The organism is Hyphomicrobiales bacterium, assembly GCA_016710435.1.
Classification (GTDB): Bacteria; Pseudomonadota; Alphaproteobacteria; order Rhizobiales; family Aestuariivirgaceae; genus Aestuariivirga.
On sequence record JADJVV010000001.1, the window covers coordinates 2,882,568 to 2,898,674 of the forward strand.

Here is a 16,107-nt window from a genome sequence, read left to right on the forward strand (position 1 = left end):
TTCACCCTCCGTCGTATTGGCGGCTCTTGACGGCACGGCTAGAAATCTTTGCGATCAGAAAAATACAAGTGGAGCAGGGGCTTCGTGTTCAAGAAAATACTCATCGCCAACCGTGGCGAAATCGCCTGCCGCGTCATCAAGACGGCGCGCAAGATGGGCATCGCGATGGTTGCTGTCTATTCCGACGCGGATGCCCGCGCCCTCCACGTCGAGATGGCGGATGAGCGCGTGAACATCGGGCCAGCACCGGCGGCCCAGTCCTATCTCGTCATCGAAAAGATCATCGAGGCCTGCCGCAAGACGGGCGCAGAAGCCGTGCACCCCGGCTACGGCTTTCTGTCGGAACGCTCGGCCTTCGCCAAGGCGCTGAAGGAAGCGGGCATCGTCTTCATCGGCCCCAACCCCCACGCCATCGACGCCATGGGCGACAAGATTGAATCCAAGAAGGCCGCCGCGGCCGCCGGTGTTTCAACCGTTCCCGGCTACATGGGTATCATCGAGAGCGATGTCGAAGCGGTGAAGATCGCCAGGGACATCGGTTATCCCGTCATGATCAAGGCGTCGGCCGGCGGTGGCGGAAAGGGCATGCGCATCGCCCACAGCGACGCCGAGGTGCGCGATGGTTTTGCCCGCGCCAAGTCGGAAGCCAAGTCGTCCTTCGGCGACGACCGCGTGTTCGTGGAGAAATTCATCACAAATCCGCGCCACATTGAGATCCAAGTGCTGGGCGACAAGCACGGCAACGTGATCTACCTGGGCGAACGTGAATGCTCGATCCAGCGCCGGAACCAGAAGGTGATCGAGGAGGCCCCGTCGCCACTGCTGGATGACAAGACCCGCAAGTCCATGGGCGAACAGGCCGTGGCCCTCGCCAAGGCGGTGGGTTACGACAGCGCCGGCACGGTGGAATTCGTGGCGGGCCAGGACCGCTCGTTCTTCTTCCTCGAGATGAACACGCGCCTGCAGGTCGAACATCCCGTGACGGAACTCGTCACCGGCATCGACCTCGTGGAGCAGATGATCCGGGTTGCTGCTGGCGAGAAACTGGCAATCAGGCAGGCGGACGTGAAGCTGAATGGCTGGGCCGTCGAATCGCGCGTCTACGCCGAAGACCCGTACCGCAATTTCCTTCCTTCCACGGGCCGTCTGGTGCGCTACCAGCCCCCGGCGGAGAAGAGCGAGAACGGCATCACTGTGCGCAACGACACCGGCGTGTTCGAGGGCGGCGAGATTTCAATCTGGTACGACCCGATGATCGCCAAGCTCTGCACCCATGCGCCGACCCGTGCCGGCGCAATCGCCGCCATGAGCACGGCGCTGGATGAATTTGTGATCGAGGGTATCCAGCACAACATTCCCTTCGTCGCCGCCATCATGGAACATCCGGTCTGGCAATCCGGGAAGCTGTCCACAGGTTTCATCGCCGAGAATTACCCCGATGGTTTCAAGGGTGCTGCCCTCTCGCCGGGAAGTTCCGCCAAGCTGGCGCATGTGGCGGCGCTGCTTGATCACATCGAAAACGCCCGCAAGCGCCATATCTCCGGGCAGATGACTGGCCGCGAAGTGAAGTTCGATCACAGCCGCCATGTGCGTCTCGGATCGGAGTGGCACCTGATCGAACTGGATGCGGCGATGGAAGCTGAAGCGCGGGCCTGCGATTGGGTGCCCGGCCAAAGCATCGCCCACGTGCAGGCCGGAGGCGAAACCCTCTCCGTGCAAGTGAAGCGCGTGCTCAACGGCTACCGCCTCACCTGGCGCGGCATGTCCGTGAATGCCCACGTGTTCTCTGGACGCGAGGCTGAACTCGCGCGCCTCATGCCGGAGAAGAAGCCCGCCGATACCTCGAAGAAGTTGCTCTGCCCGATGCCGGGGCTTGTCGTATCGATTGCGGTGGCGGAAGGGCAGGACGTCAAGGCGGGCGATCCGCTGGCCATCGTGGAAGCGATGAAGATGGAGAACATCCTGCGTGCCGAGCGCGATGTCACCGTCCGCAAGCTGAATGCCAAAAAGGGCGACAGTCTTCAGGTGGACGCCGTCATCATGGAATTTGCCTGATCTGGACAAAGAAAAAGGCGCAGGTTTGCACCTGCGCCAGTCGGTCTTGCGGGAGATCGAGTATCAGGCAGCCTTGCGGCTGGCATCCACGCTCCACGGGCCGGATCCGGCTGTGGCGAGCCACAGGAACACGAAGCTGTAGATGATGGCGAGTTCGCCCTGGTTGATGATCGGATAAACCGACGACGGGGCGTGGAACATGAAGTAGGCCACCGCCATCATGCCCGAGAGCACGAAGGCCACGGTGCGCGTGAAGAAGCCGACGACGATCATCAGGCCGCCGACGATTTCGAGGAGGCCGCCGATGCCGAACAGCGAGAGCAGGGGCACGCCATCCTTGAACATGTCGACAGCAGGCCAGCCCAGGAGCTTGGCCGTGCCGTGGGCGAGGAACAGGAGGCCAGTCATGATGCGCAGCGCCGCATGAGTGTAGCCAGACCAGGAAACAGGAAGGATACCGTTCATAGTTGTACTTTCTCCGAAAGCATTGTGATGTTGAAGAATGCCCACGAGGCGGGCACCCGGTAAGCACGATGTAGCGAAGATCATAATATGTATCAATAGATATTACAGAAATATCCCGAAAGAAGTGAATCATGAAGATTTCCGCCAAAGACATTGAATTCTATCGGGAAAATGGCGCTGTCGTGATCCGGGGCCTGTTCAGCCGCGAGGAATTGTCGCTGCTGGAACGCGGAATTGCCCGCAATATGGCCGAGCCAAGTCCGCTCTCCATCGTGGCCTCGCGCCCCGAAGACCCCGGCTATTTCATCGAGGATTTCTGCAACTGGCAGCGCATTCCCGAATATCGCGACTTCCTCATGCAATCGCCCGCCGCAGCGGCCGCTGGTCAGCTGATGGGCTGCAAGACCTTGCGCCTCTATCACGACCACCTCTTGGTGAAGGAACCCAAGACTGTCGCCAAGACACCTTGGCATCAGGATCAGCCCTACTACAATATCGACGGTTTCGACAATATTTCCATGTGGTTGCCAGTCGACCCCGTGGCCGCTGACGCGACCCTCAGATTTGTGGCCGGGTCCCACCGCCAAGGCTGGCTGATGCCGCGCACCTTCATGAACAATGAAGCCAAATGGTTTCCCGAAGGATCATTGCGGGAAATTCCCGACATTGAAGGCAATCCCGACACTTACACGGTACTGGGCTGGGCGCTGGAACCGGGGGATGCCGTGTTTTTCCACATGCTCTCGCTCCACGGGGCAGGCGGAGTCGCTGGCGGCAACAGGCGGCGCGTCGTCTCGTTCCGCTTCATGGGCGACGACACCACGTTTGCACCGCGTCCCTGGCGCACATCGCCGCCGTTTCAGGGCCTGGAGAAGGAGTTGGCCCCGGGTGCGGCCATGGATCATCCGCTCTTTCCGGTCCTTTGGACAAACCGAGACTGACGGCACGGCGCTTGCTCCGTTCCCGCGTGAAACAATGCACGTGTCTCAGGAACGGACAGAATGGCCCGCCTTTTCAAACACCCGATGGTCCGCCGCTTCGGCTGGATGTATCTCGCCTACGAGGCCATTTCGCTCGTGGCATTCCTTGTTTTCGGCGCCGGGTTCCTGTCTCTTCACTGAAACGTCAACACCCCCTCCACATTCCGCCACAGTGCCTTATATTCTGGGCCATGGCCCGACTCCCTGCAAAACCCGGCGATCGTGAAGACGCCGGAGTCCTGACCCGCACCAAGGCGAAGACAAAAAAGCCTTCGCTTTACAAGGTGCTTCTCCTCAATGACGACTACACGCCGATGGAGTTCGTCGTGCATGTGCTGGAGCAGTTCTTCGGCAAGACGCGCGAGGACGCCTATCGCATCATGCTGCACGTGCACCAGAAGGGTGTGGGCGTATGTGGTGTGTACACCTTTGAAGTTGCCGAGACCAAGGTGACGCAGGTGATGGACTACGCCAAGCAGAATGGACATCCACTGCAATGTACGATGGAAAAAGAGTGAGGGCTGTGAAACTCGCCCGCTCCATCCCATATCACATTGCAACTTTTAAGCCCGCTTGAACATTGACAGTCAGGGGAAACAGCGACACCCTGCCTGGTGAAAGGACACAGCCTTGCCGACATTTTCGCGTTCCCTTGAGAAGGCCTTGCATCGTGCGCTCTCCTACGCCGCTGAGCGCCGTCAGGAGTTTGCGACGCTCGAACATCTCCTGCTCTCCCTGACGGAGGACAAGGACGCAGTGGCCGTGATGAAGGCCTGCGGCGTCAACGTCGAAGAACTGCGCGACGACCTCACCGACTATATCGACACCGAACTTTCCAACCTGGTGACGGAAACGACGGGAGAGGCCAAACCCACCGCCGGATTCCAGCGCGTGATCCAGCGCGCCGTGATTCACGTTCAGTCTTCGGGCCGCGAGGAGGTGACGGGCGCCAACGTGCTTGTGGCAATTTTTGCCGAGCGAGAATCCCACGCCGCGTTCTTCCTGCAGGAGCAGGACATGACCCGCTACGATGCGGTCAACTACATTTCGCACGGCATCGCAAAGCGCCCGGGTTCATCGGAATCCCGTCCCGTCCGGGGCACGGAGCCGGGTGAAGGGGAGAATGACGACATGGGCGGAGCCGCCAACGGAGCGAAGAAGAAGTCCGACCAGAGCGCGCTGGAAGCCTATTGCGTCGATCTCAACCACAAGGCCGCCGATGGCAAGATTGATCCGCTGATCGGGCGGGAAGCGGAAGTGAATCGCACCATCCAGATCCTCTGCCGCCGACAGAAGAACAACCCGCTTTTCGTGGGCGATCCCGGCGTCGGCAAGACGGCAATCGCCGAAGGCCTGGCTCGCAAGATCATCAAGGGCGAAGTGCCGGACGTGCTGCGTAACTGCACCGTCTACCAGCTCGACATGGGTACGTTGCTGGCGGGCACGCGCTATCGCGGCGATTTCGAGGAACGCCTCAAGGCCGTAATGAAGGAGATCGAATCCAAGCCCGGCTCCATCCTGTTCATCGACGAAATCCATACGGTCATCGGCGCCGGTGCCACATCGGGCGGCGCCATGGATGCATCGAACCTGCTGAAGCCCGCGCTGGCCGCGGGCAGCCTGCGCTGCATCGGTTCCACCACGTACAAGGAGTATCGCCAGCACTTCGAGAAGGACCGCGCGCTGGTGCGCCGCTTCCAGAAGATCGATGTGAATGAGCCGTCCATCCCGGACGCCATCGAAATCCTCAAGGGCCTCAAGCCTTACTATGAGGAATTCCACAAGGTGCATTTCACCGACGATGCCATCGAGACGGCTGTGCATCTTTCGGCCCGTTACATGAACGACCGCAAGCTGCCGGACAAGGCGATTGACGTGATCGACGAAACGGGCGCTTCGCTCATGCTGCTGCCAGAAGAAAAGCGCAAGAAGACCATCGGCGTGCCCGAGATCGAGGCGACGGTCGCCACCATGGCCCGCATTCCTCCCAAGACGGTGTCACGCGATGACGCGACGGTGCTGCAGAATCTCGAGTCCGAATTGAAGCGGCTGGTCTTCGGCCAGGACAAGGCAATCGAGCAGGTGGCCGCCGCCATCAAGCTGGCGCGCGCCGGTCTGCGCGAACCCGAAAAGCCCATCGGCAGCTACCTCTTCGCTGGGCCCACAGGCGTCGGCAAGACGGAAGTCGCCAAGCGGCTGTCGGAAGTGCTGGGCGTCAAGTTCCTGCGCTTCGACATGTCGGAATACATGGAGCGTCATTCCGTATCGCGCCTCATCGGCGCGCCTCCCGGATATGTGGGCTTCGACCAGGGTGGCCTTCTCACCGATGGTGTGGACCAGAATCCTTATTGCGTGTTGCTGCTCGATGAAATCGAGAAGGCCCATCCGGACCTCTTCAACATCCTGCTGCAGGTCATGGACCACGGCAAGTTGACGGATCACAACGGCAAGTCCGTCGATTTCCGCAACGTCGTGCTGATCATGACGACCAATGCAGGCGCTGCCGACCTTGCCCGCCCGGCCATTGGCTTCGGTGCTTCGGTTCGCGTGGCCGAGGACAACGAGGCGATCACCCGCATGTTCACGCCGGAATTCCGCAACCGCCTCGATGCGGTGGTGAATTTCAGCCACCTGCCGCCGTCGGTTGTCCGCAAGGTGGTCGAGAAGTTCATCCTGCAGCTGGAAGCGCAGTTGTCCGAACGCCAGATCAACATCGAGATCTCGTCGGAAGCAGCGGATTGGCTCGCCACCAAGGGTTACGACCAGCAAATGGGTGCGCGGCCTCTGGCCCGCATCATCCAGGAGCATGTCAAGAAGCCGCTGGCGGAAGAGGTGCTCTTCGGCAAGCTGTCGAAGGGCGGCACCGTGCGTATCCTCATGAAGGGCGGAGAACTCGACTTCGCCTATCTCAGCCGCGAGGAGGAACGCTCGTCCCTGCCGAAGCCACCGGAACGCAAGGCCCTTCCGCGCGCCAAGGCAAAGGGTGAAGGCCCCAAGAAGCCGCCCGCGAAAAAGCGCAAGGCGAAGGCGTAGAAACAAAAAGGGCCAGACACTGTCTGGCCCTTTTCAGTTTCAATGGCATTGCATCCGCTCTTGCCGAGGGAAGGAGTCCAGACTTTCAACGGCGTTGCCGCACGAAAGTCTGGAAGCCCCCCGGCCTTCTCCCGCTTACGCGGGAGCCCGCATGCAGGCTCATTCACATGAGCCATCGCAACAATAATCAGTCCTAAGCCAGCCCTTCCGCCTGCAGTGTCTTCTGCACGGCGGGACGGGCTGCGACGCGGGCAAGATAGGCGCCGATCGCCGGGAATTTCCCGAGGTCGATGCCGACGTGCTTGCACCAGCCCAGCACTGTGAAGGCATATGCATCCGCCACCGAGAAGGCATCGCCCAGCACATACTGGGATTTCTCAAGCTGCTTGTTCATCCAGCCGAGGCGCGAGTCGAGGCGGCCCTTGATGGCCTCCTTGCCGCCGTCCGGCATGGCAGGGTTGAACAGGCCGCCGATGCCCTTGTGCAGTTCCGAGGAAATGAAGTTCAGCATTTCCATGGCGCGGTAACGCTTGATGTCGCCGAACTTCGGCAGCAGACCCTTGGCCGGATTGGCATCTGCGAGATACTGGAGGATCACCTGCACTTCGGTGAGCGTTCCGTCGTTGGTTTCCAGCGTCGGCACATAGCCCTTGCTGTTGACGCCGAGAAAATCGCTGCCCGTGTCCGTGGTCTTGGACTTGAGGTCGACCTTCTCGGTGGTGTGATCGATGCCCAGCTCGTTGAGAGCAATATGGGGCGCCATGGAACAGGCGCCGGGGGCGTAGTATAGTTTCATTGTCATGTCTCCGGTTGCCCTCCTGACATAACAATCTTATGTAACAACGCAAGTGACCGATTGTCACCGCGTGAAGATTTTTGTGAATGTCCGGGCGAGGGCCTCGTCCACCTCAGCCATGGTCCAGCCGAGTCCAAGGTCGCGCAGGCTGGTGACGCCGTGTTCGGCGATTCCGCACGGCACGATGCCGGCAAAGTGCCCGAGGTCGGGATCGACATTGATGCTGAGGCCGTGGAAACTGATGCCATGACGGACGCGAATGCCGAGGGCGGCGATCTTGTCCTCGCGGCCCGGTTCGATGTCGGGTCGCCTCACCCAGACGCCCACGCGGTCCTCGCGCCGTTCTCCGCGCACACCCAGCAGGGCGAGGGTGTCGATGATCCATTCTTCAAGCGCTGTCACGAAGGCGCGCACGTCGCTGCCGCGTTGCTTGAGATCGAGCATGACATAGGCCACGCGCTGTCCGGGACCGTGATAGGTGTATTGCCCGCCGCGACCGGCCTCAAACACGGGAAAGCGCTCCGGCTCCACAAGGTCGCGCGGGTGTGCGCTCGTTCCTGCGGTGTAGAGCGGCGGATGTTCGACCAGCCACACCAGTTCCGGCGCACCCCCATGGATGGCCGCCACCTCTGATTCCATGCGCGCCAGTGCATCCGGATAGGACACAAGCCCCGGCGTCACCTCCCAGCGGACGGGACGGGCGGCGGCGAGGGCAGGGCGAAGGTCATCGCGGGATGTCATGGGCTGGCGCTTTTCCCAAGTTAGACAGCGGCCCGCAAGAGGGTTAGGTTTCGCCGATGGAATCGTTCTTCGCCCTCGGGCTTCTCCTGTTTCTCGCCGGACCGATCCTCGCCATCATCGCGTTGGTGCAGATCGGCAATCTCAACACGAAATTGCGGGCGATGAAGAAGGAACTGGAGAGGCTCACGCCGGGAACGGTGATGGCACCCGCCGCCGCAGCCCCCGGTCTGTCCACCGGACAGAAGACCCAAATGGCGGTCACGGCGGAACCGGAGCAGCGTCTCGTCGCTCCCGGTGCGCCCGGCGAAACAGCAAAACCCGCGGCGAGTACCAACTGGTCTGCCACTCCATCCGCCGAGAGTGCCACGCCTGCACCCGGCAGGGAGGCAAGTCCGCCACCTGCCTCCAGAGACGTGGAAAAAGCCTTGGCCTCGCGCTGGTTTGTCTGGGTGGGTGGCGTCGCCATCGCGCTCGGCGGCCTGCTCTTTGTGAAATATGCCCACGACCAAGGCCTTATTCCGCCCGTGCTGCGCGTCATCATCGGCCTGGCGGCGGCCGTGGCCCTGATCTTCGCCGGCGAATGGGTGAGGAAGCGTGGTGATGAGCTTGCGCGCGGCTACGTGCCTGCCGCACTCTCGGCCGCCGGATTGGTGATTGCCTTTGGCGTCATCTACGCGGCCTATGCCCTCTATGATTTGCTGAGCCCTGGCATCTGTTTCCCGCTTCTGGTGGCGGTCGCACTCGCGGCCCTGTGGCTGTCGCGGCGGCAAGGACCGTTCATCGCTGCGCTCGGCCTGGTGGGCGCCTATGTGGCGCCAGCGCTTGTGCCTTCCGAACACCCGAGTGCAGCCGGCTTCTTTGCCTTCCTGTTGGTGATCGTGCTGGCCTCGCTCTACGAATTGCGGAGCCGCCCATGGTGGTGGCTTGGCTTTGCGGCCATTGCAGGTGCGACCCTCTGGTCTCTGCTCTGGACGCAGGGCGCATTCTTTGACGCATCGCATGTCGTGCCCGCCGGCGTGTTTGCGCTGGTCATGGGAGCAGGGGCCGTGCTCCTGCCCGTGGGCCGCGGCATTCTGGCCGAACACATGGGCACACTCGCCAAGCCAGACAAACTGATGCCGCCGATGCAGATCGCCATTGCCGGATGCGCCGCCGCATCCCTCGTGCTGGCGGCATTGGTCTGGCAGACCCACTACGCCACGCTTGCGCTTCTTTTCTTCGCCGTGGCGATGCTGGCCATCACCGCCTTCGGCTGGCTGCGCGGCGGCATGGTGGCGGCACCTCTTGCGGCGGGGCTTGCAACGCTCGTGCTGCTGATGGCCTGGCCGGAAGTGGGATTCTACGAATGGGCCATGGACGAGCGGGGCTTCTGGTCCACCGTGCCCGGCCTCATCGAACCGCCGCGCTTCCGCACCGCCGTGTTCGTGGCGCTTGCGGCCTTCACGGCGATCGGCCTTGCGGGCGTGTTCAGGCGGGCGGAGAGGCTGCCGTGGGCCGCGCTGGCCTCCGGTGCCGCCGTGTTCTTTCTTTTTGGAGCCTGGTCCAAGGCGGACTTTGTCCAGTCGAACATCTCCTGGGCCGTGATCGGGCTTGTGCTGGCCGCGCTGCTTGCCGCTGCCACTGACAGGATCTGGCAGGTTGCGGGCCGCGCGGCTGACGTGACCGCTGCCGGCACCGTTCTCTTGGCACTCTTCGCCATCGACCGCCTTGCCGACGGCGTGTGGCAGACGCTGCTGACGGCCGCGCTGGCAGGAGCGCTCGCCTTTGCCACGCGGCGCGTGCAAAGCGTCAACCTTGCCGGGATGGCGGCAGCAACCGGAAGCCTCGCCGCACTCAGGCTGTTCATCGGCCGCGAGTTCTGGGGTGAACCCGGCGGCCTGCCGCTGGGCGCGCATTGGGTGCTTTATGGTTACGGTGTGCCCGTCCTCCTGTTCTGGCTCGCCGCGCGCGACCTCCGCCGCGACGGCTACGCGCGCTGGCGCGCTGCCTTCGAAGGGCTGGCGCTGGGCCTCGGCATCGCACTCGTCTCGCTGGAACTCCGCGTGCTGATCGCAGGCGGCATCACGGCGGATCACATGGGCCTTCTCGAAATGTCGGCGCATGCGCTGGCGTGGCTGGGTGCTGCCTATGGCCTCGCCTATCGCCAGACCATGTTCTCGTCCTTCATATCGCTGTGGGGCGCGCGCCTCTTGCTGGCCGCATCCTGTGCCGTGCTGTTCATCGGATTGACGGGCCGCAATCCCGTCATCACCGGTGATGCGCTGGAAGGCAGCATGATCTTCAACAGCCTGTGGCTGGCCTATCTTGCACCCGTGCCGCTGCTGGCGCTGATGGCCCGCAAGCTGGAGGGATTGGGCCTCGGCAAGGCGCGCAATGCGCTCGGCGTCTTCGCGCTCGTGCTGCTCATTGCGTTTGTCACGCTGCAGGTGAAGCGCTTCTTCCAGGATGAAACACTGGTGCCGTGGTTCGAAAGCGATGCCGAATCCTACAGCGTCTCCGCCGCGTGGATCGCCACTGCCATCGCCATCTTCCTCGCCGGCATCCGCCTGTCGCGGCAGAACATCCGCCTGGCAGGCCTCGCCATCATCGCCTTGGCCGTGGCCAAGGTCTTCGCGCTCGACCTGTTCGAACTGGGCGGGTTGTGGCGCATCGCCAGCATCATCGGGCTCGGCCTCTGCCTCATCGGCGTGGGCTGGGTCTACACGCGCTTCGTTCAGGCGCCGCGCACGGGAGCAACCGCATGAGCACCTCGTCAATCGTCCTGGAAGGCGCGGTGCTTGATTACTACCGCGCCCACGCCGCGCGCGAAGCCCCCGTGCTGGCGGAATTGCGCGCTGCCACCGGGCGCTTGGGCGCGGATGCCGTGATGCAGATCGCACCGGAGCAGGGCGCCTTGATGGGAATGGTGGCGGCCCTCATGGGCGCGCGCCGCATTCTCGAGATCGGTACCTTCACCGGCTATTCGTCACTCGCGATGGCGCTCGCCTGCGACGCCGAAATCACCGCCGTTGACGTGAGCGAAGAGTGGACCTCAATCGCCCGCCAGTATTGGAAGAAGGCGGGCGTGGACGGCCGCATCAACCTGCGCCTCGACGGAGGCCATGCCGCAATTGCGGACCTCCGCGCCACAGGCCGCGAGGGCACCATCGACCTCATGTTCATCGACGCCGACAAGCCCTCCTACGATGCCTACTACGAAGGCGGTCTCACGCTGTTGCGAAGTGGCGGATTGATGATGATCGACAACGTGCTGTGGGGCGGCGACGTGGCCGACCCGGCAAAGCGCGATGCCGACACCACCGCATTGCGCAACCTCAACGCCAAGGTGGCGGCCGATCAACGCGTCACCCACTGCATGCTGCCCATCGCAGATGGCCTGACGCTGGTGCGCAAGCGCTGAGCGCTTCACGGCTGCATCACGGAACCGCTCACCCCGGCGTGATGGTTCCGGCGTTGGAGTTTATTTCCAGTTGAACCCGGTTTCCGTCACCTTGCGCGTACGGCGTCGCACCGACACCGCCATACGACAACCGAAGGAGACCCCCCATGATCACCACCCGCCGCGCCTTCAGCGCCGCCATGCTCGCCACTGCCGTCACGGCAGCCCTGTCCACTGTCAGCGTCACATCAGCCACCTCCGCCGCCGCTGCGGAAAAGGAAAAGTGCTTTGGCGTCGCCATGGCCGGGAAGAATGACTGCGCCGCTGGTGCGGGCACGACCTGCGCCGGAACCTCCAAGGTCGACTACCAGGGCAATTCCTGGAAGTACGTGGAGAAGGGCACCTGCACCTCCATGATGCTGCCGGGCGATCGCATGGGTTCGATGAAGGCTCTCAAGCGCGACATTCCTGCCTGATCCCAAACCAGGGACGGCGACAGAAGGGCAGGTGCATGATGAAGGCGACTCGTTCTCCGCAAACGGCGCAACGTCTGCGCCTGCCCATCTTCCCCACACCGCTGAAGAGCGGTGCGGGTTTCAAACCGGAACACCTCGCCGCCATTCTGGAAGACACCCGCAAGGTCGGGTTCTTCGAGGTGCATGCCGAGAACTACATGGGAGATGGTGGCGCGCCACTTGCCATGCTGGAACGCCTGCGCGCCGATTATCCCATCTTCCTGCATGGCGTGGCGATGTCGATCGGCGGCGAGGGTCCCCTCGACAGGGACCACCTCCGCCGTTTCAGGCGCCTGGCAAAACGCATCGAGCCGCATGTCGTTTCAGAGCATCTCGCCTGGTCCACCCATGACGGCGTCTTTTACAATGACCTCCTGCCGGTACCCTATACGCCTGCCGTGCTGGACCGTGTCGTCGCCCACATCAACGAGGTGCAGGACACGCTGGGCCGCACCATGCTGCTGGAGAACCCATCCACCTACGTGACCTTCGACATTGCCGGCATGAACGAGACCGACTTCATCCGCGAGGCCGCGCGCCGCACGGGTTGCGGACTGTTGCTCGACGTGAACAACGTCTTCGTCTCCGCCACCAACCACGGTTTCTCCGCCGCGCAATATCTCGCGGAATTTCCGCTCCATCTCGTCCGCGAAATTCACCTGGCGGGCCATGCCACCGATGTGGATGACGGCGGCCAGACTCTCCTCATCGACGCCCACGACCGCCCGGTCGCGCGCGACGTCTGGGCACTCTATGAGACCGTCATTGCCCAACTGGGGCCCGTGCCCACGCTGATCGAGTGGGACAATGATGTGCCGGACTGGCCAGTCCTGAAGGCGGAGGCAGACGCCGCTGATGCCATCCTCGGGATCTACGCCACGCAGGCCCATCCGGATTTGCGCCGTGCAGGATAACGCCACCCCCAGCGAAGCGGCCTTCGCCAACGCCTTGCTTGATCCGGCCGCAGCCCTGCCGCAGGTTCTGAAGCGCGGCGGGCAGCGCCGCTATGCCGTCTATCGCAACAACGTGACGGTGGGATTGGTGCGGGCCCTCGAAGCGAATTTCCCAGCCATCCGCCGCTTGCTGGGCGAGGCCTATTTCACAGGCCTGGCCCGGACTTTCGCGCAGGCCCATCCGCCCACATCGCCGCTCCTCTTTCACTATGGCGAGGACTTCGCGGATGTCCTCGCTGCGGAAGATGATCTCGCAGGCTATCCATACCTTGCTGATGTGGCACGGCTTGAGCATCTCTGGCGCCGTGCCCATCACGCACGGGATGCGAAGGTGCTGGAACCCGACAGCTTGTCTGCCACGGATCCCGAAACGCTGATGTCGTCCCGCCTGCGCCCGCATCCGGCCTGCGCGTTGCTGTCGTCGCCCTACGCGGTGCACGCCATCTTCACCGCAAGCCGCGGGGAGGGCGATGCCGTGCCGGACGCCGCTCAGGCCCAGTGCGTTCTGCTCACGCGCCCGCGCTTTGATGTGGAGGTTCGTATCATCTCCCCCGAGACTCACGCCTTCTTCCAGGCACTCGCCGCCCGCGCCACGCTAACTAAAGCGGCGGAGCAGGGCTTCGCCGCCAATCCGCGCTTCGACCTTGCCGCCGCCATCAGACTCATGGTCGAAGCAGGCGCCTTCCAAAACAAGATCACGCAGGACCCGTCATGAGCATCCTCTCCACCGTCAACGCCCTCGAACGCACCGTGGCGCGGGTGCTGCCCTACACGCTGGTGAGTCTGGCGCTCCGCCTTGCCCTGGCGATTCCCTTCTGGCTTTCCGGACTGACGAAGTGGAGCGGCTTCCTGACGCTCTCGGATACGCCGCTCATCCTGTTCCAGAACGAGTTCAAGCTGCATGTCCTCGGCAAGACCTATGACTATCCGTTCCCCATCGCGGCAGCCTGGGGATCGTCCGTCGCAGAAATCGTCCTGCCGGTGCTGCTGGTGCTGGGCCTGTGCACCCGCCTTGCGGCTTTCGCCCTGCTGGTGATGACGGCCCTGATCCAGCTCACCATTCCCACCGGCTGGCCCATCCACGCCACCTGGGCCGCCATGGCAGCGGGCATTGTCCTGCTCGGACCAGGCAAGGCCTCGATCGATGGCATGCTCGGAAGGGCGTGAGGGCTCAAAGCCTATGATTTGACATCCCCCCACGGTCCGGCTATGGCCCGGCCCGTTCAACACTCACACGGGGGTTGGATCACCTCATGCCGAGCCTTTCGCAACGCGAATGGCAGAGCCTCATAGAGTGGGTCCTTCCGGTGCTGGAGCTTCCAGTTCACTTCCCCCCGTGGCGGATCAACCGGAGAAGGAAAAGACATGGGCGCAGTTCCCTTTACCATGCGTCAGCTCTTGGAAGCTGGCGTTCACTTTGGCCACCAGACACACCGCTGGAATCCCAAGATGCAGTCGTACATCTACGGCTCGCGCAATGGCATCCACATCGTCGACCTGTCGCAGACGGTTCCGCTGCTGCATCAGGCCCTCAACGCCATTTCGGACACGGTCGCCAAGGGTGGCCGCGTGCTCTTCGTGGGCACCAAGCGTTCTGCCCAGGAGCAGATCGCCGAAGCCGCCAAGCGTTCGGCCCAGTACTACGTCAACTCCCGCTGGCTCGGCGGCATGCTGACCAACTGGAAGACCATTTCCAACTCGATCAAGCACCTCCGCACGCTTGATGAAACGGTGTCCAAGCAGGGCGCCGGCCTCACCAAGCGCGAACTCCTCAGCATCACGCGTGAGCGCGACAAGCTGGAGAAGGCGCTGGGCGGCATCAAGGACATGGGCGGCGTTCCCGACATCCTGTTCGTGATCGACACGAACAAGGAACAGATCGCCATCAAGGAAGCCAACCGCTTGGGCATCCCGGTCGTCGCCATCATCGACACGAACTCGGATCCGTCGGGCATCACCTATCCGATCCCCGGCAACGACGACGCGGCCCGCGCTGTGGCGCTCTATTGCGACCTCATCACCAAGGCCGTCATCGAAGGCATCTCGCAGTCGCAGTCGGCTTCGGGCATTGACCTCGGCGCCGCCGAAGTGCCGGTCGAAGAAGCCGTCGCCGCGCAGTAAGCACTCGCGGTTCATCATCTGACGTCATTCCGGCGCAAGCCGGAATCCAGACTTTCCCTAAAGCTGCCGCTTGAAAGCCTGGGCCCCGGCCTTTGCCGGGGTGACGCATATTTGAATGGCAGTGCATGGAGACAAACATGGCTGAGATCACAGCTGCACTTGTGCGCGATCTGCGCGAAAAAACCGGCGTCGGCATGATGGACTGCAAGGCAGCCCTCGCCGCCACCAACGGAGACATGGAAGCCGCCGTCGACTGGCTGCGCGCCAAGGGCCTTGCCAAGGCCGCCAAGAAGTCGACCCGCGTCGCCGCTGAAGGCCTCGTCGGTGTCCTGACCCGCGGAACCACGGGCGCCCTCGTCGAAGTCAATTCGGAAACGGACTTCGTGGCCCGCAACGAAAAGTTCCAGGCCATGGTGGCCGAGATCTCGAAGCTGGCCGTCGACGCCGACGGCTCGACCGAGAAGCTCAAGACCATGAAGTTCCCGGGCTCCGGCCATGACGTCGCCGCCTATGTCGCCGAGATGGTGGCAACGATCGGCGAGAACATGACCGTCCGCCGCACCGCTGCGCTGTCCGTGAAGGATGGTGTTGTCGCGTCCTACGTCCACAATCAGGCCGCGCCCGGCATGGGCAAGATCGGCGTGCTGGTGGCGCTGGAAGGTGCTGGCAGCAAGGACGAACTGAACGCCTTCGGCCGCATGCTCGCCATGCACATCGCCGCCACGAACCCGGTCTCGCTTGACCTCGCCTCCGTGCCTGCCGACGTGTTGGCCCGCGAAAAGGCGATCCTCGAGGAGAAGAACGCCGGCAAGCCCGCCAACGTGATGGAAAAGATCATCGCCTCGGGCCTCAAGTCCTACGCCAAGGAAAACTGCCTGCTGGAACAGGCCTATGTGCACGACGGCTCCAAGACGGTGGCGCAGGCCATCTCCGAAGCCGGCAACAAGGCTGGTGGCGGCGTGGTGCTCAAGGCCTTCAACCGCATGCAGCTGGGCGAGGGCATCGACAAGGGCAGCGACGACTTCGCCGCCGAAGTCGCCAAGATGTCCGGCCAGGGTTGATTGCGGGA

The 16,107-nt window shown here is 62.9% G+C and carries 15 protein-coding genes; 12 read left to right on the top strand and 3 right to left on the bottom strand.

Annotation, left to right across the window (positions count from 1 at the left end):
• Positions 1-84 precede the first annotated feature (84 nt).
• Positions 85-2,055 (top strand): acetyl/propionyl/methylcrotonyl-CoA carboxylase subunit alpha, encoded by a 1,971-nt coding sequence (locus tag IPM06_14065; protein MBK8771549.1) that lies wholly within the window; start codon positions 85-87, stop codon positions 2,053-2,055.
• Between the two features lie 63 nt (positions 2,056-2,118).
• On the opposite strand, the gene IPM06_14070 is transcribed toward IPM06_14065, so the two are convergent.
• Positions 2,119-2,520 carry a DoxX family protein gene (locus IPM06_14070; protein ID MBK8771550.1) on the bottom strand — a complete coding sequence of 134 codons (402 nt, stop codon included), beginning with the start codon at positions 2,518-2,520 and terminating at the stop codon, positions 2,119-2,121.
• Between the two features lie 131 nt (positions 2,521-2,651).
• On the opposite strand from IPM06_14070, the gene IPM06_14075 reads away from it, so the two are divergent.
• The 3 genes from IPM06_14075 to clpA all read left to right on the top strand — a co-directional run bounded on the left by IPM06_14075 (position 2,652) and on the right by clpA (position 6,533).
• A complete protein-coding gene (locus IPM06_14075) occupies positions 2,652-3,461 on the top strand; it encodes a phytanoyl-CoA dioxygenase family protein (GenBank protein MBK8771551.1) in 810 nt (269 codons plus the stop codon).
• Positions 3,462-3,691: 230 nt separating this feature from the next.
• Positions 3,692-4,018, top strand: coding sequence for an ATP-dependent Clp protease adapter ClpS (gene clpS / locus IPM06_14080; GenBank protein MBK8771552.1), 327 nt, complete (start codon positions 3,692-3,694; stop codon positions 4,016-4,018).
• 112 nt (positions 4,019-4,130) lie between these two features.
• Entirely contained in the window at positions 4,131-6,533 is a 2,403-nt protein-coding gene (gene clpA, locus IPM06_14085; GenBank protein MBK8771553.1) for an ATP-dependent Clp protease ATP-binding subunit ClpA, read from the top strand.
• 193 nt (positions 6,534-6,726) lie between these two features.
• On the opposite strand, the gene gstA is transcribed toward clpA, so the two are convergent.
• Positions 6,727-7,329: a glutathione transferase GstA gene (gstA, locus tag IPM06_14090; protein MBK8771554.1), complete on the bottom strand. Its 603-nt coding sequence runs from the start codon at positions 7,327-7,329 to the stop codon at positions 6,727-6,729.
• A gap of 63 nt (positions 7,330-7,392) precedes the next feature.
• Positions 7,393-8,070 (bottom strand): lipoyl(octanoyl) transferase LipB, encoded by a 678-nt coding sequence (lipB, locus tag IPM06_14095; GenBank protein ID MBK8771555.1) that lies wholly within the window; start codon positions 8,068-8,070, stop codon positions 7,393-7,395.
• A gap of 56 nt (positions 8,071-8,126) precedes the next feature.
• Here lipB and IPM06_14100 point away from each other — a divergent pair, with 56 nt between their 5' ends.
• The 8 genes from IPM06_14100 (at position 8,127) to IPM06_14135 (ending at position 16,099) form a co-directional block, all read left to right on the top strand.
• Entirely contained in the window at positions 8,127-10,814 is a 2,688-nt protein-coding gene (locus tag IPM06_14100; protein ID MBK8771556.1) for a DUF2339 domain-containing protein, read from the top strand.
• Entirely contained in the window at positions 10,811-11,470 is a 660-nt protein-coding gene (locus IPM06_14105) for a class I SAM-dependent methyltransferase (protein MBK8771557.1), read from the top strand. Before IPM06_14100 ends, IPM06_14105 begins: the two co-directional genes overlap by 4 nt.
• 146 nt (positions 11,471-11,616) lie before the next feature.
• Positions 11,617-11,925 (top strand): DUF2282 domain-containing protein, encoded by a 309-nt coding sequence (locus IPM06_14110; GenBank protein ID MBK8771558.1) that lies wholly within the window; start codon positions 11,617-11,619, stop codon positions 11,923-11,925.
• A gap of 38 nt (positions 11,926-11,963) precedes the next feature.
• Positions 11,964-12,878 (top strand): DUF692 domain-containing protein, encoded by a 915-nt coding sequence (locus IPM06_14115; protein MBK8771559.1) that lies wholly within the window; start codon positions 11,964-11,966, stop codon positions 12,876-12,878.
• A complete protein-coding gene (locus IPM06_14120) occupies positions 12,868-13,632 on the top strand; it encodes a putative DNA-binding domain-containing protein (GenBank protein MBK8771560.1) in 765 nt (254 codons plus the stop codon). Before IPM06_14115 ends, IPM06_14120 begins: the two co-directional genes overlap by 11 nt.
• The gene (locus tag IPM06_14125; protein MBK8771561.1) at positions 13,629-14,084 is read left to right on the top strand and encodes a DoxX family protein; all 456 of its coding nucleotides are present in this window, start codon (positions 13,629-13,631) and stop codon (positions 14,082-14,084) included. Before IPM06_14120 ends, IPM06_14125 begins: the two co-directional genes overlap by 4 nt.
• Before the next feature lie 198 nt (positions 14,085-14,282).
• On the top strand, positions 14,283-15,038 hold the full coding sequence (gene rpsB / locus IPM06_14130; GenBank protein ID MBK8771562.1) for a 30S ribosomal protein S2: 756 nt from the start codon (positions 14,283-14,285) through the stop codon (positions 15,036-15,038).
• Positions 15,039-15,175: 137 nt separating this feature from the next.
• Complete coding sequence (locus tag IPM06_14135; GenBank protein ID MBK8771563.1) at positions 15,176-16,099, top strand: elongation factor Ts; 924 nt, start codon at positions 15,176-15,178, stop codon at positions 16,097-16,099.
• The last annotated feature ends 8 nt before the right edge of the window (positions 16,100-16,107 follow it).